The following is a 23,680-nucleotide window of genomic DNA, read 5'->3' as shown; positions in this document are numbered from 1 at the left end:
CAGCCTTACGGCCGTTGAGTTGACGAAAAGGGGTCGCGGTTGCGGCCCCTTTTTTGTTGGCGCGATCCACGCGGGTCGTTTTGATTTGTACTAAGGTAACGACGACGATCGTTTGGGGCGAACAGACTGGAGGTGGTTGGCGCACGATGAAGTGGGTGCTGGCTATCGCGTTTGTCCTGCTGCACGTGGCCGCCATCGCGTTTTGGTCGGCGCACGCGATGTTCGCGTCCTATGCTTTCCTGATCGCCGCGCCGCTGTTGGGTGCGGCGATTGCGTTTCGTCGATGCCGGATCGAGGGCTTCGCTCCGGCGCGGGGCTGGAGTCTGGCGGCGATCAGTCTGCTGCTGTGGACGCTGGGCATGATCAGCAGCCTGGACGCCGATCTTGCGCTGTCCGATCCGAGCCAGGTCCCGGGCGGCAGCATGCTGCTCTACATCCTCTACGGCGTGCCGATCACCTATGCCGTCGCCACCATCGGTCTGGACCGCAGCAACGGCGTCCAGCGCAGCATCGACGCTCTGCTCGCCATCGTGCTGGGCTATCTCTATTTCGTGCTGACGTTTTCGTGGACCACGCTGCATGGCGAGCTCAGCCATCAGTCCGCCAGCGTGATCGTGTATACCTTCGATGTCGAGAATGCCTTTCTGGCGGTCACGACCCTGATCCGCTACGTGGCATCGGAAACGTCGGCCGACCGGCATCTGTTCCGCACGCTGGCAAGCTATGCGTGGCTGTACTTCGTTTGCGCGGCCTACTACAACCACCACGTCGCGCTCGGCGTCGCGCCGGATATCGGCAGCTATTACGACATCGTGATCGATGCGCCGTTTCTGCTTTTTGCCATCGTGGCCTGGTCGCCGTCGTCCCGCGTGGCGCCGGTTCGCAAGAGTTCGCTGTTCGTCCACTTCGTGCGCAGCGGCAGCCCGCTGCTGCTGTCGCTGTCGGTACTGACGCTGTCGCTGCTGCTGCTCTATCAGCGCCAGCACACCAATCTGGGCATTGCCGGCGTGGTCGTCGCCGTGCTCGGTTATGGTTTGCGCAGCATCCTGAGCCAGGTCCGGCACATCGAGACCGAAGATCTGCTGCGGCACGATCGCAGTACGCTGGCGGAACTGGCCATGCATGACGCGCTGACCGGCCTGCTGAACCGGCGTGCCTTCGACGAGGCGATCGAGCGCGAATGGCGCGTCGTGCAGCGGGGCGATCAGGTGATTTCGCTGGTTTTGATCGATATCGACCTTTTCAAGCAGTACAACGACAGCTACGGCCATCCTGCCGGCGATGCCTGTCTCAGGCTTGTCGCGGACGCCTTGCGAAAGTCGCTGCTGCGTCCCGCGGACACGCTGGCCCGTTACGGTGGCGAGGAGTTCGTGGTGATTTTGCCCGGCGCGACGCTGGCGGCTGCAGGCGCCGTGACCGACCGTTTGTGCGAGCACATCAAGCAGCTCGCCCTGCGGCATGTTGCCAGCTCCTTCGGACAGGTGACGGTGAGCGCGGGCGTCGCCTGCTCGTCCTCGGTAAACGGCGGCACGGCCGAGAGCCTGATTGCCCTTGCCGATCGCGCGCTTTACGAGGCCAAGCGTAAGGGCCGCAACCGCGTCGAGCAGGCTGTCTGAGACGCCAGCCAATCCATGCGTTGCCAGCGCTAGACTAGGCCGATGAATTCGCCGCGCGAGCCGTCCGCCCATCCTGTCGTCATGCCGCAGGCGAGTGCAGCGGCGGCGCTGCTGGTCGACGCGTTTGCCGACTACAACGCGCGCTTTGCCGATATCACGCGCCGGGCGCGCCGGCGATTCGAACGGCGCGACTGGCATGGCAGCGCGCTGGATGCACGCCAGCGCATCGACCTTTACGACGTCTGCATCCGCGAAACCCAGGGACGGCTGGACGGCCTGCTCGACGATCGCGTGCGCTCCCGTCCGCTGTGGGCGGCCATGCGCTGTGCATTCGAGCAGCAGCTCGCCGGGCTGACCGATCGGGAGTTCTACAAGACTTGGTTCAACTCGCTGTCGCGCCGTCACTTCCATACGCGCGGCTTCGCCTCGGAGATTGAATTCGAGGCGCTGGAGCGCGAGCCCGATACCGAAGGCAGCGATGCCGCGCCGCATCGGCACTATGACGTGCAAGGTGATCTGCCTTCGGCATGCGCGCGGATGCTCGACGATGCCGGCTTTGCCTACGCCGATCGATCCGGCTGCGCGGCGGCGCTGGCGCGGACGCTGGACGCGCGTCTTCACGCGGCCGGCCTGTCGATGGTGGAAGTGATCGATCTTCTGGAAGCGGTGTTCTATCGCGATCGCCGCGCTTACCTCGTCGGGCGCCTGCGCGTCGGCCACCGGCGCCATCCGCTGGTCATCGCGCTGACGCACGCGGACGACGGCGTGCGCGTGGATGCCCTGTTGACCGTGCGCGAGCAGATCTCGATTTTGTTCGGCTATGCGCGCAGCTATTTCCACGCCGACATCGGCAACGTCGGCGCGGTGGTGGCCTTCGTGCGGGCGCTGCTGCCGCACAAGCCGCTGGAGGAACTGTACGCCGTGCTGGGCCGCGCCAAGCAGGGCAAGACCGAGCGCTACCGCCGCGTGTTCAGCCATCTGGCCATCCATCCGCAGGAAAAGCTCGTGCACGCCGACGGCAAGCGCGGCATGGTGATGGCCGTGTTCACCCTGCGCGACCTGCCGGTGGTGTTCAAGCTGATACGCGACCGTTTCGCCTGGCCGAAGGACATGGTGCGCAAGCAGGTCGAGGAAAAATACCGGCTGGTCTTTCACCACGACCGCGTGGGCCGCCTGATCGATGCGCAGGAGTTCGGCCAGCTGCGCTTTCCGCTGCGCCAGTTCGACGAAAAGCTGCTGCGCGAGCTGCTGGACGAATGTGCGCAAAGCGTGCGCGTCGACGGCGACGATCTGGTCATCGGTCACTGCTACGTCGAGCACCGCATGCGTCCGATGGACCTGTACGTGCGCGAGGTCGAGCCGGCCGAAGCGGTGCGCGCGATGTGCGACTACGGCCAGGCGATCAAGGATCTGGCTGGCAGCAATATTTTCCCCGGCGACCTGCTGCTGAAGAACTTCGGCATCTCGCGCAACGGTCGCGCCGTGTTCTACGACTACGACGAGCTGTGCACGCTGGGCGAATGCCATTTCCGCGCGCTGCCCAAGCAGCACGAGGACGACGAGATGCAGTCGCTGCAGGATTCGGTCTATGCGGCGCCGGACGATGTGTTTCCCGAGCTGTTCGTCAATTTTCTCGGTGTACCCAACGCACTGCGCGACGCGCTGATCGAAGCGCACGGCGAGATCTTCGACCCCGCATGGTGGCGCAGCCTGCAGGATCGGCTGCGCGCAGGGGATTATGTGGACGTGCCACCCTATCCGCCGGAAGCGCGCCTGGCCCATCCCGTGGCGTCGGCCGATCCGCCAGGCGCGTTGCGATGAGCGCGAGCGTGAATGCCGGATGTACTCCCGCGCGCGGTCATGCACCTTCGGTCGAAATGGCGGTCAATACTGCAGCCCGACGATCGGACCCCCAAGGACACGCCATGCGCGCGGTATCGGCATTTTGCCTGCTAGCTCTATCGCTCGGTGTCGCAGCGCAGACGGCGCCGGCGACGCTGCCTGCCTCCCCGTCGAGCGTGACCAACCTTGCGGCCGTCGCGGTCAGCGGCGTGCAGCCCGGACCTGGCCTGTGGAAGGTGAGCAAGGGCGGCCACACGATGCTGCTGCTGGGCGTAATCTCGCCGCTGCCGCAGCTCATGCAGTGGCGCTCGGCCGACGTCGAAACGGCGATCTCCGGCTCGCAGCAGGTGCTGCAGCTGCCGGATGTGAAGCTGAAGGTCGATGTGAGTTTCTTTGGCAAACTCTTTCTGCTGCCTTCCGCCTACAGCGCGCGCAAGAACGATCACGGCGCCACCCTGCAGCAGGTGCTGCCGGCGCCGCTTTATGCGCGCTGGGAAACGCTCAAGCTCAAGTACATCGGCAAGGACAACAGCATAGAGCGCTGGAAGCCGATCTTCGCCTCGCAGGAGCTCTATAAGAAGGCGTTGAAGGCGAACCAGCTGAGCAAGTCCGGCGGCGTCCAGGCAAGCATCGACGCGCTGGCGAAAAAGTACAGCGTGCCGGAAACCTCCACCGAGTACCCGCTGGTGATCGAGCACCCGCACGATGCGATCAAGGCGTTCAAGGCTTCGGGCCTCGACGATATCGCCTGCTTCGGCCGCACGCTCGATGCGGTCGAACAGGACATGCCGGCCATGACCCTGCGTGCCAACGCCTGGGCCACCGGTGATCTGGAGGCACTGCGCAAGCTGCCCGACAGTGACCGTCGCGGCACCTGCATCACCGCCGTCACCGACGCCGACTTTGCCCACAAGCTCGGCCTGTCGGACGTGCCGGCAAAGATGGAGGCCAACTGGTTGACCATCGCGCGCGGCGCGCTGGCAAAAAACACGCAGACGTTCGCCATGCTGCCGATCAAGGAACTGCTCTCGCCCGACGGTTATCTGGCTCGGCTCAGAGCCGAGGGCTACCAGGTCGAAGCGCCGGACGACGGCAGCGATGACAGTGATCCCGCCGCGGCCAGCTCGGTTGCGGCGAATCCGGCATCGGGCGCGTCGGCGCCGGCCACATCGTCAACGCGTCATTGAACGTGCGGAACGCGCCGCGCGTGCCGGTCTCCCGACCTTTCGCGCAACGACTGTTTGCTGTGTGCCTGGCCGGCCTTGTTTCGGTGGCCGCGGCCGTCGATGTACCGGCGCCTGCGTCCTCGATCTCGCCGCCGCCCACAAATAAGGTCACCGAGCTGCAGGGCGTCAGCGTCAGCGGGGTGCAGCCGGGGCCGGGCCTGTGGAAGGTCAGCAAGGGCGATCACGTGCTGTGGGTACTGGGCACGCTCGATCTGTTGCCCAAGCATATGGACTGGCAGGCGCGCGACGTGCAGGCGGCCATCGCCGACTCGCAGCAGGTGCTCGACAGGCCGCAGGTCAAGGTGGATGCCAAGCTCGGGTTTTTCGGCACGCTCGGCCTGCTGCCCAGCCTGATCGGCGTGCGCAACAACCCCGACGGCAAGCGGCTGGTTGACGTGGTGCCGCCGGATCAGTACGCGCGCTGGCTGGTGCTGAAGAAAAGGTATCTCGGCTGGGACAACGGCGTCGAAAAGCAGCGGCCGATCTTCGCCGCGGCGGCGCTGTTCATCGCCGCGATCAAGCAGGCCGACCTGAGCAACGACATGCTCGATCCGCTGATCAAAAAGGCGGCGGCGCAGCACGACCTCAAGCTGACTCCGGTCACCTACACCGTTGTCGTGGATCAGCCCAAGGCCGTGGTGAAGGATTTCAAGAAAACCCCGATGGACGACCGCGACTGCTTCGCCAAGACGCTCGATCATCTCGACAGCGACGTCGCACTGATGCGCGCTCGCGCCAACTCGTGGGCCACCGGCGATCTGGACACGCTGCGCCGGCTGCCGCTGAGCGATCAGCTGCAGGTGTGCCTGGCGGCGGTCAACGCATCGGGCCTCGCTCACCAGCTGGGGTTGACCGATATCGAGGCCCGGGTCGAAGCCACCTGGCTGGCCGCCGCGATCAAGGCTCTGGAGACGAATCGCGTGACGTTCGCCCAGCTGCCGATGGAGCGCCTGCTCGGCGATCACAGCTACATGGCCGCGCTGCAGGCGAAGGGGTACGCGGTGGTCCTGCCGGACGGGTTGAGCGACGCAGCGACCAGCGTTCCGCCGGCGCCGGCGAAAGCGGACGATGCCCCGCGCCGCTGAGCGCCGTCCTTTATCCCACAGCTCGGAGCGGTCACTCGCTTGCGATATTGAGTTGGGCCACGTCCTGGTCAGTCAGGCTGAGCCTGGCCGCGCCGACCAGTTCATGCAGCTGCTCCACGCTGGTGGCGCTGGCGATCGGTGCGCTGATGCCCGGACGCGCCATCAGCCAGGCGAGCGCGACCTGCGCCGGCTTCGCGTGGTGCGACGCGGCGACGTCGTCCAGCGCGGCCAGAATCTGCATGCCGCGCGGATTGAGATACTTCTTCACCGCGCCGCCGCGCGCGCTGCTTTTGGCCAGATCGGCTTCACTGCGGTATTTGCCGCTTAGAAAGCCGCTGGCCAGCGAAAAGTAACTGATGACGCCGATGTTTTCCTTGCGGATCAGCGGCTCAAGCTCCTTTTCATAGCCCGCACGATCGATCAGGTTGTAGTCCGGCTGCAGGGTTTCATAGCGAGGCAGGTTGTTTTCGCGCGAAACCTTCAAGGCCTCGGCGAGCCTGTCCGCGGTGTAGTTGGACGCGCCGATGACGCGCACCTTGCCCGCCGCGATCAGCCGGCCGAAGGCATCGAGCGTTTCTTCTAGCGGTACGCTGGCGTCGTCCTCGTGCGCCTGGTACAGGCGATATGATCGGTCTGCAGGCGCTTCAGCGAACCTTCCACCGCCTGCGCAATATTGATCGGCGAGAGGCCCGGCTGCTTGTCCCATTTGGCCACCTTGGTCGCGATGACCACCTTGTCGCGCTTGCCGCCTTGCTTGAACCACTTGCCGATGATGGTTTCCGAGTCGCCGCCGCTGTTCCCCGGGACCCAGGCCGAATAGACGTCCGCCGTGTCGACCAGATTGAAGCCGGCGTCGACGAACGCATCCAGCAGTTCGAACGAGCGCTTCTCATCCGCGCTCCAGCCGAAGACGTTGCCGCCAAATGCGAGCGGAGCGACGGAAAGCGCGGAATTGCCGAGTTGACGCAAAGCCATGATGAGTCTCCAGTAAGCGTTGGAAGCAAGTGTTCGATGACGGCCGAGCATGCGCCTTGCGCTGCTGCGGAGGCGTGAAAATGCGTTCATGCCGCACGTCCACGTCGTTCGCGTGGCTGGGCGGTCAATGGCTGGCCAGCACCTGCCGGTCGTCTTGCCATCGGTTCCCTGCAGGTGGTGCGGCGGCACCGGCACGTGTCGGCTGACGTAGAATCTCTTCACGCGTGGACGCCCGCGCACAAGCTATCGTGGAAAGACGTCGACCGAACACGGGCTGCATCGACCATCAATGAGCCGATCATCAATGAATCAAGGGTCAGGGGCTGGCACCATGAACATCAAATTTTCGCGTGCGCTTGCTGCATGTTTGCTGGCCGCATGCGTCGGCTTGCCGCCCATGGCGGCTGCGCAGGCCGTGGCATCCGCCTCGACGGCCCCCGATCAGCCGACCGATGCGCTGGTGCCTCCCACCAGCGCCAGTGATTTCACGGGCCAGCAGCTCGATGCCGCCCTGGCCGGCGACTGGCGTTCGCCCAACAACCGCGCCCGCGATGTCTATCGTCATCCCAAGGCGACGCTGCAGTTTTTCGGCATCCGTCCGGATCAGAGAGTGATCGAGATAACGCCCGGCGGCGGCTGGTACAGCGAGATTCTGGCGCCGCTGCTGCATGACAACGGCCATTACGTGGCTGCCGTGGAAAAACCCGACAGCAGTGACGAGGCACGCAAGGATCAGGATGCGCTGCATCGCAAGTTTGCCTCCGACCTGATGCATTACGGCAACGCGAAGTTCGTCACCTTCGATCCGAAGGCGCCGGTGTTCGGCGCGCCGGGCTCAGCGGACCTGGTGCTGACCTTTCGCAACGTGCACAACTGGGTCATGGCGGACACCACGCCGGCGATGTTCAAGGCGTTCTACACCGTGCTGCGGCCGGGCGGCGTGCTCGGCGTGGTCGACCATCGCGCCGACGATAGCGCAGTGCTGGACGCGGTGAAAAAGAGCGGCTACCTGCCAACCAAATATGTGGTGAAGATGGCGACCGACGCCGGCTTCGTGCTGGAAGACAGCAGCGAGATCAATGCCAATCCGAAGGACACGAAGAATTATCCGAAGGGCGTGTGGACGCTGCCCCCGACGTACGCGCTGGGCGATACCGACAAGGCCAAGTATCAAGCGATCGGCGAATCGGACCGCATGACGCTGCGCTTTATCAAGCCGGTGACCCCGGCTGCTGTCAGCTCGACCCACTGAGCTAGGCTAGGCAGCATGGCGTCATGTTGATCGCGTTGAACAAGCCTTACGGTGTGCTCTGCCAGTTCACCGATGAGAACGGCCGCCGCACCCTGGCCGACTTCGTGAAGCAAAAGGACGTCTATGCGGCTGGACGGCTGGATCAGGACAGCGAGGGCCTGCTGCTGCTGACCGACGATGGCGCGCTGGCGCATCGGCTCACCGACCCGCGGCACAAGCAGCCGAAAACGTATCTGGTCCAGGTCGACGGCGAGATCGGCGACGCGGCCCTGCTTGCATTGAGACGTGGCGTGTCGTTGAACGATGGTCCGACGCTTCCGGCCGATGCGAAGCGCGTCGATGAGCCGGACTGGCTATGGCCGCGCGATCCACCGGTGCGCTACCGCAAGCATCTACCGACCAGCTGGCTCAGCATGACCATACGCGAAGGCCGCAACCGGCAGGTGCGACGCATGACGGCGGCGGTGGGTTTTCCCACGCTGCGCTTGATACGCGTGCAGATCGGCGAGCATGCGCTGGATGGTCTGGGACCGGGCGAGACGCGCGTGTTGTCACGGTAAACAGTCACACCAAAGCAGCCCGCGGGCATTGCGCCGCGTCGCCATCGCCGATCACGACAGCCGGAAAAAGGCCTCGGCCGTCGCCGTGCTGTTGGCCGCGGTGACGTCAACCGATTCACCCCGATCGCGCGCGATTTCCTCGCAGATGTGCCGCAGGTACATCGGCTCATTTCGGCGGTGTTTGGGCTGCGGGCGTATCGTGCGCGGCAGCAGATACGGTGCGTCGGTTTCGATCATCAGGCGGTCGGCAGGAATCGCGCGCACCAGTTCGCGCAGATGGCTGCCGCGGCGTTCGTCGCAGATCCAGCCGGTGATGCCGATATGGCAGTCCAGCGCCAGATAATCGCGCAGCGCTTCGGCGGTATCGGTAAAGCAGTGCACGACTGCGGCCGGCACCTTGTCGCGATAGCGCCGCAGGACGGCGAGAAAATCCTGATGCGCGTCGCGCTGGTGCAGAAACAGCGGCAGCTGCAGGTCCACGGCAATCTGCAGCTGCCGCTCGAATACCTGCAGCTGCACCTCGCGCGGCGAATAATTGCGGTTGTAGTCCAGCCCGGTTTCGCCGATGGCGCGCACGACGGGATCGCGCGCCAGTTCGCGCAGCCGCGCATCGGTTGCATCGTCGTAGTCGATCGCGTGGTGAGGATGCACGCCTGCCGTCGCAAACAGCCGGCCGGGATGCGCCTTGGCCAGCGCGAGAGCATGCAAGCTGCCCTCGCGCGAGGCGCCGGTCACGATCATCCGGGCCACGCCTTGCCCGGCGGCGCGCTGCAGCACCGCGTCCAGATCAGGCTGAAACGACTCGTGGCCGAGATTGACGCCGATATCGAGCAACTGCATGGCTTAACCGTTTCGGGCAAAGCGCCATTGTCCCAGACATTGGTGCGGCGACAAGCGAATCGGTCAGAGCTTCAGATCGAGGCTTAGCCGCACTTCGCGCGGCTCGCCCGGGTGCACGGTGATGCCGTTGGGAACCGGAGCGCTGGCTAGCGAGGCGCGATAGTCCTGTTCGTATTCGATGTCGTAGTACCTGCGGTCGAACAGGTTCAGCACGTCCAGCGATAGCGATATCGACGGTGTGAGCGCGCGCGCCAGGCGGAGATTGGTGACGATGGCCGACGAGCCAACCAGGGTGTTGTCCTGCGACAGCGGATACTTGCCGATGTAACGCAGCTTGATGTCGCCCGACCAGTCATCGACATCGTGCATGGTCAGGCCGATCGAGCCGACCTTCGGTACCGCGTTGGGAATGTGGTTGCCCGGCTCGCCGTTGTCGTTGTTGTTGGCGAAGCGCGCGTGCGTGTACGCCAGATCCGCATCGGCCAGCAGCCAGTCGTTCAGCACATAGTGATTGCTCCACTCGACGCCGTATCGCCGGCTGGCGCCGTTGGGCGTGGTGCTGCCGACGGCCGAATCGGCGTCGAACACCAGCTCCGACTCGCTGTTGAGCCGCCATAACGACAGCGAGCTCTGCAGCCCGGGAACGATCTCGGTGCGCACACCCACCTCTTGACCAAAAGCGCCCACCAGCGCCGGAACGGGTGTCGATGGCCCGCCGGTGGTCGGGTCGACGCGGTAAATCACCCCGCGCGCGTCGTTGCTGTGGAAGCCGTTGCCGGCATCGAGGAAAAACTCGGTCTTGTCCCACGGGCCGAACACCAGGGCGAGCTTGGGCGAGGTGCGGTTGCCCGAGCCGGTGCCGGTGTTCTGCGGAATGTTCAGCTCGGTCAGGCCCAGGTGGATGTTGTCCTGGCGGATGCCGATCTGGCTGCGGAACCAGTCGTTCCAGATCGTGGTGTTTTCCAAATACACCGCCGCTTCGGTTTCATTGACGCGGTTGTCGTTGACGGTCTGGAACGGTAGGCGATCTTTGGTGTTGAACAGGCCGACGTCGATATGGTCGTGACGCAGCTGAAAGCCCGCTTCGGTGGTCGAATCGTGGCCGAAGAGGCTGTCGGTCCAGCCCTGGGCGATCTTGGTGCCGAGCAGGTTGCGCGATTCGGCCTGCTCGAACTGATCGCCGGTATCCGGGCGCAGTTCGAAATAGGTGAAGTCGGAGAACAGCTGCAGCCGGTAGTGTTCGGCATGGGCCGAGACCCGGGTGTAGCCGCTGGCGTTCTGGCTGTGCCATTCGCCGGAGAGAATGTCCCGGCCACTGTAGCCGCCGTCGCTGGTATCGAGCGCACAGAACCGGCACAGCGCGCCGGACTGGATCAGCGACAGCGGCACCTGGTCGGTGGAGTCCCAGTGCGCGTCGTAGGCATTCAGGTCGATCGACCATCCGCGCGCGTCGTCGCCATCGCTCAGGCGGACCAGGCCGTTGAACTTGTGCATGTCCTCGGGCAGGCGCCAGGGGCCGTTTTCGCTCATCAGCTCGACCGCGCCGAGCAGGGTCGGGCCGGCGGCGCTGGCGTTGCCGGCGCCGGTCCAGGCCGGCCAAGCTACCGGTGTCGATCCGGCCAGCAGCACGCGTCGATAGTCGAAGCTTCCCAGTGTGAGATTGAGGATCGGCGCCGGCAGGTCCTTGCGATAGAGGATGTCGGCCGAGCCGGCGGCGGAAAAGTCGCCGTTCTCGGCGTAATACGTGCCCTTGCGGTAGTCGATCTGCTGGACCAGCTCCGAAATCAGAAAGTTGAGGTCGGAGTAGCCCTGGCCGTGGGCGTTGGTCGGCATGTTCACCGGCACGCCGTCGACGCTGGTGGCGAAGTCGGTGCCGTGATCGAGGTTATAACCGCGCAGAAAATACTGGTTGGCCTTGCCGTCGCCCGAATGCTGGGTCACCACCATACCGGGGATGGCTTCGAGCACCTCGCCCGGACGCAGCAGCGGTATATCCTGCAGCAGCGAACCGAGGATGACGCCCTGCGATGCGGCATCCGACGTGCCGATGCCGTTGTCGTAGTGGCCTTCGACTTTGACCGGGGCAAGATTTTTCGCCGAAGAGGACGCGCTCGCCGGCGCGCTGTCGACGGCCGGGGTGTCGACAGGCTGGGCATGCGCGCAGACGGTCATGAAAAGCATCAGGCCTGCACACCGGACCGACGGCATTTTCATGCGGGCAAAGCCCTTGCGCGCTGTGATCAACGTATTCCCCGGCTCAAACACCATTCATCGTATCGGCCTCTGCCGAAGATTCCTTGATCGGCCGTTCGAACTAACCGTCGGCGCTCAGGTCAGACTTACATACGCCCTTGAACCGAGGAGGGATGCAGGAAATTTTCCTAAGATCGGCATGCGCCGCTGGACGGGTGGAGACGTCACAATGGTGGGTGTTTTGTGTGCGATGCGCGTGGGCAGGCAGCGCACATCTCATCGCAGGCGACAGGATGTGACGGCGGTCGGTGCATTCGTCGGCGGCCACATCTGGATAACCAAGTTGTGCTAGTTATGGCGGCTATTTCGTCGGCGCTGGTGGTTTGCGAAAACCAGCGTTGACGGCTCTCACGGGTATTGAGCGGGGTGGAATGATGTCGGCAGTCATCAAGCCGGCGGCAAGCGGGGCCGGTATGGCCGCAGACGATCGCGAAGCGGAAGTCTGCGCCTGGCTGGTGGCGCGTGGCCGTTTGAAGGACAGCGACCTGGGCCGCGCGCGGCGCCTGCACGAAGAGTCGGCCGAAGGCACGCTCACCACGCTGATGGCACGCCTTGGGCTGGTGTCCGAGCGCGACCTGGCCGAGGCCTGGGCCGAACTGCTGCAGGTGCCGCTGCTGGCCGCCCGCGATGCGCCCGAACTGCCGCCCGCCGATCTGGAAATCTCCCTGCGCTTTCTGAAGCAGCAGCACGTGGTGCCGGTGCTGGACGAAAAAGACGGGCTGGCGCTTATCGTGTCCGACCCCGCCGATCCGTATCCGCTGCAGGCAGTCACGCTGGCCGCCGGCCGGCCGGTGGCGCTGCGGGTGGGCCTGCGTTCGGAAATCGACGGGCTGATCGAACGTTATTACGGTACCGGCCGCTCGGCGATGGGCACCATCGTGGAAAACCTCGATGGCAGCGCCGCCGAAGAGGACGACGTCGAGCATCTGCGCGACCTCGCCTCCGAGGCGCCGGTCATCCGCCTGGTCAACCTGATCCTGCAGCGCGCGGTGGAGCAGCGCGCGTCGGACGTGCACATCGAGCCGTTCGAGAATCGCCTGAAAGTGCGCTATCGCATCGACGGCGTGCTGCATGAAGTGGAAGCGCCGCCCTCGTCGTCCACCGCCGCGGTGATTTCGCGCGTGAAGATCATGGCGCGATTGAACATTGCCGAGCGCCGCCTGCCGCAGGACGGCCGCATCCAGCTGCGCGTGCAGGGCAAGGAGCTCGACCTGCGCGTGTCGACCGTGCCGACCAGCTTCGGCGAGTCGGTGGTCATGCGTATTCTCGATCGCGAATCGGTGGTGTTCGATTTTGCGTCTCTGGGTTTCACCGACAGCTTCCAGCAGCGTTTCGTCGACGTGCTCAATCGGCCGCACGGCATCCTGCTGGTCACCGGCCCGACCGGTTCCGGTAAAACCACCACGCTGTATACCGCGCTGTCGCAGATCAATACCCCCGACGTGAAAATCATCACGGTCGAGGACCCGGTCGAGTACCAGCTCGAAGGCATCAACCAGATTCAGGTGAAGCCGCAGATCGGGCTGGATTTTTCCGGCGCGCTGCGCTCGATCATGCGCCAGGATCCGGACGTGATCATGATCGGCGAAATGCGCGATCTGGAAACCTGCCGCATCGCGATCCAGTCCGCGCTCACCGGCCATCTGGTGTTGTCGACTCTGCACACCAACAGCGCGGCGGGCGGCATCACGCGCCTGCTCGACATGGGCGTGGAGGACTATCTGCTCGGCTCCACCATCAACGGCATCCTGGCCCAGCGGCTGGTGCGCCGGCTCGATCCGGAAACGGCGATTTCGTACGAAGCGCTGCCCGAAGTGATCGAACAATTCGAGCTGGAAAAATACACCGACGAGCGGCCGATTCGCCTGTGGAAGCCGGGCACCAGCGCGGCCAATCCCACCGGCTACCGCGGCCGCCGCGCCATCATGGAATTTCTCACCATGAGCGACCCGCTGCGCCGACTGGTGATGCAGCGCGCCGACGCCGGCGAGATCGAGCGCCAGGCGCGCAGCGAAGGCATGCGCACCATGTATGAAGACGGCATCGCCAAGGCCGTGGCGGGCGTCACCACGCTCGAGGAGGTGATGCGTGTTACGCAGGATGGTTGATCAATCCACCGCAAGACCGGGCAAAACCTTGACCCCCTCTCCCCGCCGGGGAGAGGGCAGGGGTGAGGGGTGGGTGCTCGCCAACATGTTGAACCAGCGCGCGCGCGGCGCTGGTCTTGCCTCCCCGCAGGCCTCGCCCCCTCACCCCAACCCTCTCCCCGGCGGGGAGAGGGAGCCAGGGCTGCACTGACGTGGCGCAATTCAGCTACAAGGCGGTCAGCGATTCGGGCGAAATGCTGCAGGGCCAGATGGAGGCGCTCAGCGTCGAGGACGTGATCGGCCGCCTGCAGGATCAGGGCCACACCCTGCTGGCGGCGCAACCGGCCGACGGTGCGACTGGCGGCAGCGGGCTGGCCGGACTGTTCAAGCGCGGACCGTTCAGCGGCGATCAGCTGGCACAGTTCACGCATCAGCTGGCGACGTTGCTGAGCGCCGGCCAGCCGCTCGATCGCGCGTTGAGCATCCTGCTGGATCTGCCGGAGGGCGAACACGCGAAGAAAATGGTCGAACGCGTGCGCGACCGCGTGCGCGGCGGCACCACGCTGTCGCAGTCGATGGACGAGGAGCTCGGCGTGTTTCCCAAGCTCTACATCAGCCTGGTGCGCGCGGGCGAGGCCGGCGGCTCGCTCGAAGAAACGCTGCGCCGTCTGGCGGATTATCTGGAGCGCGCGCAGGCGCTGCGCGGCAGCATCGTCAATGCGCTGATCTATCCGGCGTTTCTGATGGTGGGCGTGCTCGGCTCGCTGGTGCTGCTGCTGGCCTACGTGGTGCCGCAGTTCGTGCCGATCTTTGCCGACATGCAGGTACCCATTCCGTGGATCACCCAGGCCGTGCTGGTGTTGGGCAATACGCTGCAGTCGTGGTGGTGGTTGATCCTGCTTCTGATCGGCGGCGGCATCTTTTTCTGGCGCGCGCGCCTGCGCGACCCCGAGGCGCGGCTGGCCTGGAACACAAAAATGCTGACGATGAAGCTGGTCGGCCCGCTGCTGCTGAAAGTGGAAACCGCGCGCATCGCCCGCACGCTGGGCACGCTGCTGAAAAACGGCGTGCCGCTGCTGAGTTCGCTCACCATCGCGCGCCAGGTCACCAGCAATCGGGCGCTGGATGCCGCGCTGATCCAGGCGCATGAGCAGGTCAAGGGCGGCTCCGGTCTCAGTCTTGCGCTGGGCCAGTCGAAGCTGTTTCCACGGCTGGCGATGCAGATGGTCCAGGTCGGCGAAGAAGCCGGCCAGCTCGACACCATGCTGCTGAAAGTTGCCGACACCTTCGAGCTCGAATCCAAGCGCGCGATCGATCGCCTGCTGGCCGCCCTGGTGCCGGCGCTGACCATCGTGATGACGGTAATGGTGGCGATCATCATGGCCGCGATCCTGCTGCCGCTGCTGAGCCTGACCAGCAATATTCAATAAAGATTTGAACGGAGAGAACATGAAGATTTATTCGATGAAACAAGAACAGGTCGTAGGAAACCGGGAACACGGCAATACGTTGGCAGATCAACCTCTGTGCGCCGGTGTGAATGTTTTCAAAGTGCGTGGTGAAAGCTCGCGGCAAACAGCCCGTTCCCCGTTCCCCGTTTCCCGTTTCCTTCGCGCATCGCGCGCCTCAGGCTTCACCCTGCTCGAAATGCTCGCGGTGATCGTGCTGATCGGCATCATCGGCGCGGTGGTGGTGACTCAGGTCGGCAAGAACGTGGACAAGGGCAAGTACGGCGCGGGCAAGGCCCAGCTGATGACGCTCAGCCAGAAGATCGAGAACTACGCGCTCGACAACGGCTCGCCGCCGCAGCAGCTGGACGACCTGATGACCAAGCCGGCCAACGCGACCAACTGGCAGGGTCCGTATGCCAAGGAGTCCGAGTTGAAGGATCCCTGGGGTCATCAGTTCGGTTACCAGTACCCCGGTCAGCACGGCAGCTTTGATCTGGTTTTCTACGGGCAGGACGGCAAGCCCGGCGGCGACGGCTACAGCCAGGATGTCGGCAACTGGCAATGAGCATGTTCAGGAAACGGGGGACGAGTAACAGGGAACGCCGGTGCCAGGCAGGTGGGCCGCCCGTGCCTTTGTTCCCCGTTTCCCGTTCCCCGTTCCCTGCGCGCGCAAAGCGCGCCCAAGGCTTCACCCTGCTCGAAATGCTTGCGGTCATTCTGCTCATCGGCATCGCGGCGGCGGCGGTGTCGGTTTCGGTCACGCAGGGGCTGGCCAGTGCGCGCATCAACGCGGCCAGCAGCGAGCTGGCCGCGGCGCTGCGCGCTACGCGCGCGCAGGCGATCGTCAAGGGCGCGCAGCAGAATTTCGATGTCGATACGAACACCGATACCTACCTCAATTTGAAGAAGCAGCCGGTGGCGTTGCCGAAAGGCCTGACGCTCAGCATCACCAGCGCCAAGGACGATCAGCCGAACGATCACACCGGACGCATCCGCTTTTTTCCCGACGGCAGCTCCACCGGCGGGCGCATTACGTTGACCAGCGGCAAGCGCGAGTGGCATATCAACGTGTCGTGGCTGACCGGCGAAGTGCGCGTCGTGGATACGGCGACGACAGTGGCGATGCGATGATTCGCCGGGCGCCAGTGCAGCGGCTGTCATCGATCTCGCCGCCGCGGTCGCAGGGCGGTTTCAGCCTGCTCGAAGTGATCGCCGCGATCATGCTGCTGGCCATCGCGTTCGCGGCCCTGATGAAAGTCGCTGGCGGTTCGATCAGCCTCACCCAGAATGCGGCCGACTACAGCGAAGCGTCGCTGTGGGCGCGCGGTCTGCTCGACAGCGCCTTTGTCGGCACGCCGATAAAAACCGGCAGCAGCGCGGGCCGGTTCAACAACCGCTTTCGCTGGCAGCTCGCGGTGACGCCGTGGAACGATGCGGGCGTGCAGCCGCCGGCAGCGCCGCTGCATCTGTATCGGCTGGATCTGGACGTGCTGTGGGGGCCAGCCACCCATCCGCGCGCGGCGCACTTCAGCACGCTGCGGCTGGCCGGCCAGGACGTTGCCCATATGACGCCGGCAGCGCCATGAATACGGCTGCGATCAAGCCAATGGCCGGTTTCACCCTGCTCGAGGTGCTGGCCTCGCTGGTGCTGCTGTCGCTGCTGTTGATCGGCGTGTATTCGGGTTTGCGCACGGCCACGCACAGCGTGCGCTCGGGTACGGCGTCGGTGGAGCGGATCGATCAGATCCGCTCGGCGCAGCAGTTTTTGCAGCGCGAGCTGGCGCAGACGATGGCCCAGCCGATCCGCAAGAACGATCGCGGCGAGTACATCTATTTTCAGGGCGACGCGCACGAGATGCTCTTCGTGGCGCCCATGCCCGGCTACCTCGGCAAGCTCGGGCCGCAGCTGGAAAGCCTCAAGCTGGTCGACGATGGCCACGGCGCCAGCCTGGTGCTTAGTCTGGCGGTGCTGCCGCCGGACGGCTCGCCGCCGAAGGCGCTGGGCGATCCGCAGGTGCTGCTCGATCACATCAAGAGCGGCGGCTTTACCTATCGCGGCGTCGATGCGCTGGGCAAGCCGGTGCCGTGGTCGACCACCTGGCCGGACGGGCGACTGCTGCCGCTGCTGGTGCGTATTCAGCTGCAGCCGAGCGGCAACTACGTCTGGCCGCTGATGGAGATTCCGCTGCGGGTCAATCCGCTGGCCAGCGGTACGGCCAGCGGCCTGCAGCCGTTGAACGGGATCTCGCGATGAAGCCGCATCGTGCGCCGCTTTCGCCAGCACGTTCGCGCCAGCGCGGCGTCGCCCTGCTGCTGGTGCTGTGGGCGTGCACGCTGCTGGCCATTCTGCTCGGGGGGTATGCCGCACTGGCACGCACCGAAGGTTTGCAGACGCGCTATCAGTTCGCCCAGACGCAGGCGCACTACGCCGCCGAGGCCGGCATCATGCGCGCGTTCTACGGCCTGCAGGATCCCATCAACAAGAACCGCTGGATCGGCGACGGGCGCGTTTACTCGATGGACTTTGACCACGCCGCCGTAAAAGTGTCGGCCATCGGCGAGAGCGGCAAGGTGGACCTCAATGCGGCTTCGCCCGAGGTTCTGCAGGCACTGTTCCAGGCGGCCGGCGCGTCGGCGGCGGATGCCAAATCGCTGGCCGCCAACGTGGTGGACTGGCGCAGCGCGCCGCTGATTGCCAGCGATCTGGACAAGCGCCGCGCGCAATACCTGGCGGCCGGACACGATTACGGTCCGCGCAACGGCCCCTTCGTCAGCATTGAGGAACTGCAGATGGTGCTGGGCATGACGCCGGCCCTGTATCGCGTGATCGAGCCCGACATCACCATCTGGTCGGGCAACGCGGCGCCCGATCCGAACACCGCGCCGCCGCTGGCGCTGGCCGCGATTCCCGGCATGACGCCGGAGCAGGAGGCGATCGTGTATGCGGCGCGCAAGAGGGGCGCGTCCGATCCGAGTATGGTTCTCAACAACGGAGTAACGCATAGTATCCGGTCGGAGGCGACCCTGGCCGACGGTACGCGCGCGGTGCTGCGCGCCACGATGCGTTTGCAACAGGGCAACCAAGAGGGCGCACAGCCGTACGCGGTGCTGCGCTGGCAGGAGGGGGACGGAGAATGAGCAAGGCTTCGCAGTCGCTGCGGCCACTGTTGGATCGCATGCGCCGCGCGTGGCGTGGTTCGCCGTTGCCGGATTTCTTCCGCTGGTGGGGTGGCGAGCTGCGTGCGCTGCTGCCGGCGCGCTGGCAGAGTCTGTTCGGCGGCGGTGATGACTGGTACCTGCTGCAGCACGATGGCAGCCAGTGGTCGCTGCGCCACGCCGGCAACAGCCTGCCGATGACGCGGTGGAACGACAGCGACGACAGCTTGATCCAGCAGACGGCGCTGAGCAGCGCGCTGAAGCACGTCGATCGCGAAGATCTGCGCCTGGCCCTGCTGCTGCCCGCCACCGCCGTGCTGCGCCGCACGCTGGCGCTGCCGCTGGCCGCGCGCGACAACCTGCAGCAGGTGATTGGTTTCGAGATCGACCGCCAGACGCCCTTCAGCGCAGCGCAGGTTTATTACGCCGTGCGTGAGCTGCCGCAGGCAGCCGCGCCCGGGCGCGTCAATGTCGAACTAGTGGCGGTCACGCGCGGCACGCTCGATCCGCTGCTGGAGCGTCTGCTGGCGCTGAAAATTTCGATCGACGCGGTGGACGTGGTCGAAGGCAACGACCGCCTCGGCGTCAACCTGCTGCCGCCGCAGCAGACGCCGCACCGCGTGCGGCCGCGCCTGCGCTTGAATCTCGCGCTGGGCGCGGCCTGCGTTGTGCTGCTGGTGGCGTCGCTGGCGACGTATCTGCACAACCGGCAGACCGCGCTTGCCGCCATGCAGGACACCGTCGAAAGCATGCGCAGTGAGGCGCAGCAGGTTTCCGCCCTGCGCCAGCAGCTGCAGGACAACGCCGGTGCCGCCGGCTTTCTGGCCCAGCGCAAAAAGAAGACCGTCAGCATGCTGAGCCTGATGCAGGACATCACCGCACGTTTGCCCGATACGGCGTGGCTGGAGCGTTTCAGCGTCGACAATTCCGGCCAGGTCGGGCTGCAGGGACAGAGCGTGCAGGCGGCCAAGCTGCTCGATGCGCTGAAGGATTCCGCGTTGATTACCGACGCCAGTTTCCAGGGCAGTATCCAGCCCGACCCGGCCACCGGCAAGGAGCGTTTCTATCTCACCGCGCAGCTGCGTCAGCCGCCGGCGGGCAAGGGGAAATCGGCGTCGCCGGCTGCCGGCGGAGGTGCGCCATGAAGACGCCGACCCTGAGTCCGCGTGACAGTCGCGTGGCGGCGATCGGCCTGCTGCTGCTCGCCGTGGTGATCGGTTATTTCGTGCTGCTGCACTGGTGGTTCGTCGCGCCGCTGCGGCAGATCCGCAGTGACATGGTGGATCTGCGCGATACGCAGAGCCGCTTCGCCGCGGCCATTGCCGAGAAGCCGGCGCTGCAGCAGCGCATTGCGGCGCTCGGCGCAGGGCAGGCGGCCAGCAGCGCGTTTCTCGCCGAGGACGATCCCAATACCGCCGCGGCCGATCTCATGCAGCGCGTGGTCGACGTGGTCGGCAGCCACACCCAGAGCGGCAGCTGCACGGTCAGTCAGAAAGTGCCCATTCCCAATCCGCCGGCGACGCCGGGCGAGCCGTATCGCAAGGCTGCCGTCAGCATCAACCTCAGCTGCGATATCGAATCGCTGGCGCAGGTGCTGCAGGCCTTGGAGCAGGGCACGCCTTACGTGTTCATCGACGACCTCAGCATTTACCGCAACCCGATTGCCACGCAGCAAAATCAGGCGGCGCCGCTGGAAGTGCAGTTCACGCTGTCGGGCTACGTGCGCCCGGCAGGCAGCCAGCCATCTCCTTCACAGATGCCCGCTTCAGCACCGCCGGTTCCAGCCGGACAGCGCGTTCCTGCACAAGGAACTGCGCTATGAACGCCGCCAGCCAACGGCGCCTCACGCCGGTGCTTGCCGGCATCGTCGTGGTGCTGGGCATCGTGCTGGTGGCCCTGCTGGGAGGACTCGGCCGCAAGGTTCACTGGGACAAGGCGCGGCCGCCGGCCGTGCTGCCGCCTCCCTCCGATGCCGCCAACCTGCCGACGCCGTTGCCGCTGGAGAGTTTTGCGCTGGTCTGGCAGAAGCCGCTGTTTTCGCCCGATCGCAAACCGATCGCCCGCGTCGCCGACGGCGGGACTTCGCTGGGTGATCTCTCGCTCACCGGCATCATTCTCACAGCCGACCTGCACATGGCGCTTTTGCACGATAAAAACGGTGATCGCCAGATCCGCCTGCGTGAGGGCGAAGCGCTGCCCGACGGCAGCGTCAAGCTGGTCGAGGTTCGCCCGCGCTCGGCACTCTTCGATGCATCCGGCGGTCGAACCGAACTGAAGCTGCCCGCGGGAGCGCCGATCGACCAGCCCAAGGCCGGCGTGCCGGGCATCGCCAACGGGGATGCGAGTGCCGGCAACAACACGGACGTTCAACCGGCGCCCGCCGACGCGATGATCCGCATCGGACCACACGGCGCCGGGCGACCGGGCATCCGTCCCCCGAACGGGCAGGACGCGCCACAGCCGTTACCGTTGATCGACCGAATCAGACAGGCCAATCAGAGACGCCGTGCCGAACACAGCGCGACTTCTCACTAACGAGTAGGTGATTCATGTTTCGCAAGCTTTCTCAGCAAATCCTGCACGTCGGCGCCATCGCGGTAGCCGTGTCGCTGGTCGGTTGCGCCAACTCACCGGTGCGCGATGACGGCGCGCTGCAGCGCGAGGCGATGGCCGGCACGCAGAACCCGGTGCCCGCGCCGCTGCCGCTGGCCAACGAGCTCGGCGGCAGCAACGAAGCAACGCCAAAGACAGATATCACCCGGGGCACCGGCAACTTCATCCATCCCACCGCACTGGCCACGCCGCGCGCGGCGGCGACCGGTGACGGTGCGGTGACCTTCAACTTCGAAAACCAGCCGGTGCAGGCGGTGGTCAAGGCGATCCTCGGCGACCTGCTCAAGCAGAACTACACCATCGTGCCGGGCGTGCAGGGCAATATCTCGTTCTCCACCTCCGAACCGGTGGACAGCAGCCAGGCGCTGCCGATCCTGGAAACGCTGCTGTCCTGGACGCACAACGCGCTGGTCAAGCGCGCCGGCGGTTATGTGGTGCTGCCGGAAAAAGATGCCGTGGCCGGCAACATGGTGCCAAGCCTGGGTGCGAACGCACCCACCGGTGGCCTGCAGTCGCGGCTGTTTCCGCTGCGCTATATCTCCGCCACCGAAATGCAGAAACTGATCAAGCCGTTCGCTCGGCAGGACGCCGTGCTGCTGGCCGATCCGTCGCGCAACCTGATCGTGATGTCCGGTACGCCAGAGGAACTGGCCAACTACTCCAGCATGGTGCGCACCTTCGACGTCGACTGGCTGCGCGGTACGTCGATCGGCGTATTCAGCCTGCAGCACGCGACGGTCACCGAACTGATGCCGCAGCTGGACGGCCTGTTCGGCGAGCACGGCAGCACGCCGCTGGCCGGCATGCTGCGCTTCATTCCGATCGAGCGCACCAATGCGATGGTGGTGATCAGCACGCAGCCGCAGTACCTGCAGGAAGTCGGTGACTGGATCGCCCAGATCGACGCCGGCGGCGGCAACGAGCCGCAGCTGTTCGTGTACGACGTGCGCAACATGAAGGCCTCGGATCTGGCGAAGTATCTGGCGCAGATCTATACCAACGGTGGTGGCAACGGCAGTCAGAGCGATGCCAATGGCAAAGTCGGTCCGGGTCTGACCGGAAGCACGCTTGGCAGCGGTAACAACAGCAGTTCGCAAAGCATGGGCAGCACGGCCGGCAGCTTCGGCTCGTCCGCATCCGGCTCCGGCGGCATCGGTGGGCTGGGAAGTTCGGGCGGCATGTCCTCCGGCCTGGGTGGAGGTCTGGGCAGCAGCGGTGGATTGAGCTCTTCGGGTATCGGCGGCAGCAGCGGCGGACTGGGTGGCTCGACCTCGGGTATCGGTGGACTCGGTGGCGCCGGCGGCAGCAGCACGACGACCGGCGGCAGCGGCACCAACGGCGGCGCATCGTCCGATCAGCAGTACAGCTCCAGCGACGGCAGCGTGCACATCGGCTCGGTCGACAGCAACAACCAGCTGCTGGTGCGCGCGCGGCCCGCACAGTGGAAGGAAATGCAGGCGGCCATCAAGAAGCTCGACAACGTGCCGCTGCAGGTACAGATCGAGACGCGCATCCTGGAAGTAACGCTGACAAATCAGTTTGCCTTCGGCGTGCAGTACTACCTGGACGGACTCACCGGAGCAACGACGAATGCCGATGGTTCAATCACCCCGGGCCAGTCTTATCGCCATCGCAATATCGGCGTCGGCGGCGGTGGTACGGTACCGACCAGCGGCGATACGCTGTTCTACTCCTTCATCAACAGCAATACGCAAGTTGCCGTCAGCGCCATGGAAACCAGCGGCAATACCAAAACGCTGTCCGCGCCGTCGATGGTAGTAATGAACAACCAGCTGGCGCATATCCAAGTCGGCAATCAGATCCCGGTCAATCAGACGTCATTGATTGGCCTTGGCGGCACCGGCACCACCGACACCACGGCCAGCAGCGTCACCTACCTGCCCACCGGGGTGATTCTCGACGTGCAGCCGCGCGTGAATCCGGGTGGCCTGGTGTACCTCAACGTGCATCAGCAGGTCAGCGCGACGCAAGGCAACGCCAACGCGCAGGGCAACTTCACGATTGCCCAGCGCGACGTCGCCACGCAGGTCGCCGTGCAAAGCGGCCAGACCGTTTTGCTCGGCGGCCTGATTACTCAGGATGATGACAAAACCAATACCGGCGTGCCGTTTCTCAGCGACATCCCCGTCGTGGGCCGGCTGTTCGGCACGACCAGCCGCTCGCGCAATCGAACGGAGCTGATCGTCTTGATTACGCCGAAAGTGATTCGCGGCAGCGAGGACGCCAAGCAGGTCACCGACGACTACCAGAGTAAGTTTGAATCGCTTGAGCCACTGCGCGCGTCCAATCCCCGCGCCAGCAACAGCACCGCGCCCATGACGCTGGCGCTTGAAACGGCGCTGCAGGCAGGCGTTTCTTCTGACAGCACGTCGGCCGTTGTCACGCCGCTGCCCACATCGTCCTCTCCTGCCGCCCCCAGCTGGCCCGAGCAGCTGCAGCAGCACGCGGAAGACGCGCTGCGCCAGTCCGATTTTGCCAACGCACAGGATCTGGCCATGCAGTCATGGCGGCAGGGTTCTCACCGCGGATCGCTGTGCCAACGAAACTGGGCGGTGATCGCGCAGGCACGCCTGCACAATAATCGGCTGGGCAGCGCCGATGCGGCGCGCAAGCAGCAAAACAGCTGCCTGGCTGGCTCCGCGACTCCCTAGTTGATCGCGGCATGTCGATAGACGAACCATGGACGGTTCGTCGCACGTGCTT

The 23,680-nt window shown here is 65.1% G+C and carries 19 protein-coding genes and 1 pseudogene; 17 read left to right on the top strand and 3 right to left on the bottom strand.

Translation table 11 applies throughout. The features are described from left to right. The first annotated feature begins 146 nt into the window (after window positions 1-146). From ACDK93_RS18155 to ACDK93_RS18140, 4 genes are all read left to right on the top strand, one after another. A complete protein-coding gene (locus ACDK93_RS18155) occupies window positions 147-1,616 on the top strand; it encodes a diguanylate cyclase (RefSeq protein WP_458070420.1) in 1,470 nt (489 codons plus the stop codon). A 42-nt stretch (window positions 1,617-1,658) separates the two neighbouring features. Further along, a complete protein-coding gene (gene aceK / locus ACDK93_RS18150; protein WP_458070419.1) occupies window positions 1,659-3,437 on the top strand; it encodes a bifunctional isocitrate dehydrogenase kinase/phosphatase in 1,779 nt (592 codons plus the stop codon). 104 nt (window positions 3,438-3,541) lie between these two features. Then, window positions 3,542-4,645, top strand: a complete 1,104-nt coding sequence (locus ACDK93_RS18145; protein ID WP_458070418.1) for a TraB/GumN family protein — start codon at window positions 3,542-3,544, stop codon at window positions 4,643-4,645. A 20-nt stretch (window positions 4,646-4,665) separates the two neighbouring features. Further along, window positions 4,666-5,769: a TraB/GumN family protein gene (locus tag ACDK93_RS18140; protein ID WP_458070417.1), complete on the top strand. Its 1,104-nt coding sequence runs from the start codon at window positions 4,666-4,668 to the stop codon at window positions 5,767-5,769. 31 nt (window positions 5,770-5,800) lie between these two features. Here ACDK93_RS18140 and ACDK93_RS18135 read toward each other — a convergent pair. Continuing rightward, window positions 5,801-6,744 (bottom strand): annotated as a pseudogene (locus ACDK93_RS18135) (aldo/keto reductase). A gap of 331 nt (window positions 6,745-7,075) precedes the next feature. On the opposite strand from ACDK93_RS18135, the gene ACDK93_RS18130 reads away from it, so the two are divergent. Beyond that, on the top strand, window positions 7,076-7,996 hold the full coding sequence (locus ACDK93_RS18130; protein ID WP_458070416.1) for a class I SAM-dependent methyltransferase: 921 nt from the start codon (window positions 7,076-7,078) through the stop codon (window positions 7,994-7,996). A 23-nt stretch (window positions 7,997-8,019) separates the two neighbouring features. After that, on the top strand, window positions 8,020-8,556 hold the full coding sequence (locus ACDK93_RS18125; protein WP_458070415.1) for a pseudouridine synthase: 537 nt from the start codon (window positions 8,020-8,022) through the stop codon (window positions 8,554-8,556). A gap of 51 nt (window positions 8,557-8,607) precedes the next feature. Here the strand turns inward: ACDK93_RS18125 and ACDK93_RS18120 are convergent, their stop codons facing one another. Continuing rightward, window positions 8,608-9,396: a TatD family hydrolase gene (locus ACDK93_RS18120; RefSeq protein ID WP_458070414.1), complete on the bottom strand. Its 789-nt coding sequence runs from the start codon at window positions 9,394-9,396 to the stop codon at window positions 8,608-8,610. Window positions 9,397-9,459: 63 nt separating this feature from the next. Then, window positions 9,460-11,577, bottom strand: coding sequence for a TonB-dependent receptor (locus tag ACDK93_RS18115; protein WP_458070413.1), 2,118 nt, complete (start codon window positions 11,575-11,577; stop codon window positions 9,460-9,462). Between the two features lie 446 nt (window positions 11,578-12,023). Here ACDK93_RS18115 and gspE point away from each other — a divergent pair, with 446 nt between their 5' ends. The 11 genes from gspE to gspD all read left to right on the top strand — a co-directional run bounded on the left by gspE (window position 12,024) and on the right by gspD (window position 23,628). Further along, window positions 12,024-13,757 (top strand): type II secretion system ATPase GspE, encoded by a 1,734-nt coding sequence (gene gspE / locus ACDK93_RS18110; RefSeq protein WP_458070412.1) that lies wholly within the window; start codon window positions 12,024-12,026, stop codon window positions 13,755-13,757. A 191-nt stretch (window positions 13,758-13,948) separates the two neighbouring features. Beyond that, window positions 13,949-15,166, top strand: a complete 1,218-nt coding sequence (gene gspF, locus ACDK93_RS18105; RefSeq protein ID WP_458070411.1) for a type II secretion system inner membrane protein GspF — start codon at window positions 13,949-13,951, stop codon at window positions 15,164-15,166. A 121-nt stretch (window positions 15,167-15,287) separates the two neighbouring features. Beyond that, the gene (gene gspG, locus ACDK93_RS18100) at window positions 15,288-15,752 is read left to right on the top strand and encodes a type II secretion system major pseudopilin GspG (RefSeq protein ID WP_458072526.1); all 465 of its coding nucleotides are present in this window, start codon (window positions 15,288-15,290) and stop codon (window positions 15,750-15,752) included. 62 nt (window positions 15,753-15,814) lie between these two features. Continuing rightward, window positions 15,815-16,318 (top strand): type II secretion system protein, encoded by a 504-nt coding sequence (locus tag ACDK93_RS18095; protein ID WP_458070410.1) that lies wholly within the window; start codon window positions 15,815-15,817, stop codon window positions 16,316-16,318. Beyond that, window positions 16,315-16,773 (top strand): type IV pilus modification PilV family protein, encoded by a 459-nt coding sequence (locus ACDK93_RS18090; RefSeq protein ID WP_458070409.1) that lies wholly within the window; start codon window positions 16,315-16,317, stop codon window positions 16,771-16,773. Before ACDK93_RS18095 ends, ACDK93_RS18090 begins: the two co-directional genes overlap by 4 nt. Window positions 16,774-16,784: 11 nt before the next feature. Beyond that, window positions 16,785-17,441 (top strand): prepilin-type N-terminal cleavage/methylation domain-containing protein, encoded by a 657-nt coding sequence (locus tag ACDK93_RS18085; RefSeq protein ID WP_458072525.1) that lies wholly within the window; start codon window positions 16,785-16,787, stop codon window positions 17,439-17,441. After that, window positions 17,438-18,325 (top strand): general secretion pathway protein GspK, encoded by an 888-nt coding sequence (locus tag ACDK93_RS18080; RefSeq protein WP_458070408.1) that lies wholly within the window; start codon window positions 17,438-17,440, stop codon window positions 18,323-18,325. The genes ACDK93_RS18085 and ACDK93_RS18080 overlap by 4 nt, the downstream gene beginning before the upstream one ends. Next, on the top strand, window positions 18,322-19,488 hold the full coding sequence (locus ACDK93_RS18075; protein WP_458070407.1) for a PilN domain-containing protein: 1,167 nt from the start codon (window positions 18,322-18,324) through the stop codon (window positions 19,486-19,488). Before ACDK93_RS18080 ends, ACDK93_RS18075 begins: the two co-directional genes overlap by 4 nt. Beyond that, window positions 19,485-20,165, top strand: a complete 681-nt coding sequence (gene gspM, locus ACDK93_RS18070; protein WP_458070406.1) for a type II secretion system protein GspM — start codon at window positions 19,485-19,487, stop codon at window positions 20,163-20,165. Before ACDK93_RS18075 ends, gspM begins: the two co-directional genes overlap by 4 nt. After that, complete coding sequence (locus tag ACDK93_RS18065; protein ID WP_458070405.1) at window positions 20,162-20,878, top strand: hypothetical protein; 717 nt, start codon at window positions 20,162-20,164, stop codon at window positions 20,876-20,878. The genes gspM and ACDK93_RS18065 overlap by 4 nt, the downstream gene beginning before the upstream one ends. A 14-nt stretch (window positions 20,879-20,892) precedes the next feature. Beyond that, window positions 20,893-23,628, top strand: coding sequence for a type II secretion system secretin GspD (gene gspD / locus ACDK93_RS18060; protein WP_458070404.1), 2,736 nt, complete (start codon window positions 20,893-20,895; stop codon window positions 23,626-23,628). Window positions 23,629-23,680: the final 52 nt, after the last annotated feature.

It is taken from the genome of Rhodanobacter sp. BL-MT-08 (genome assembly GCF_054161255.1).
This window is presented reverse-complemented; position numbering and strand designations above follow the sequence as displayed.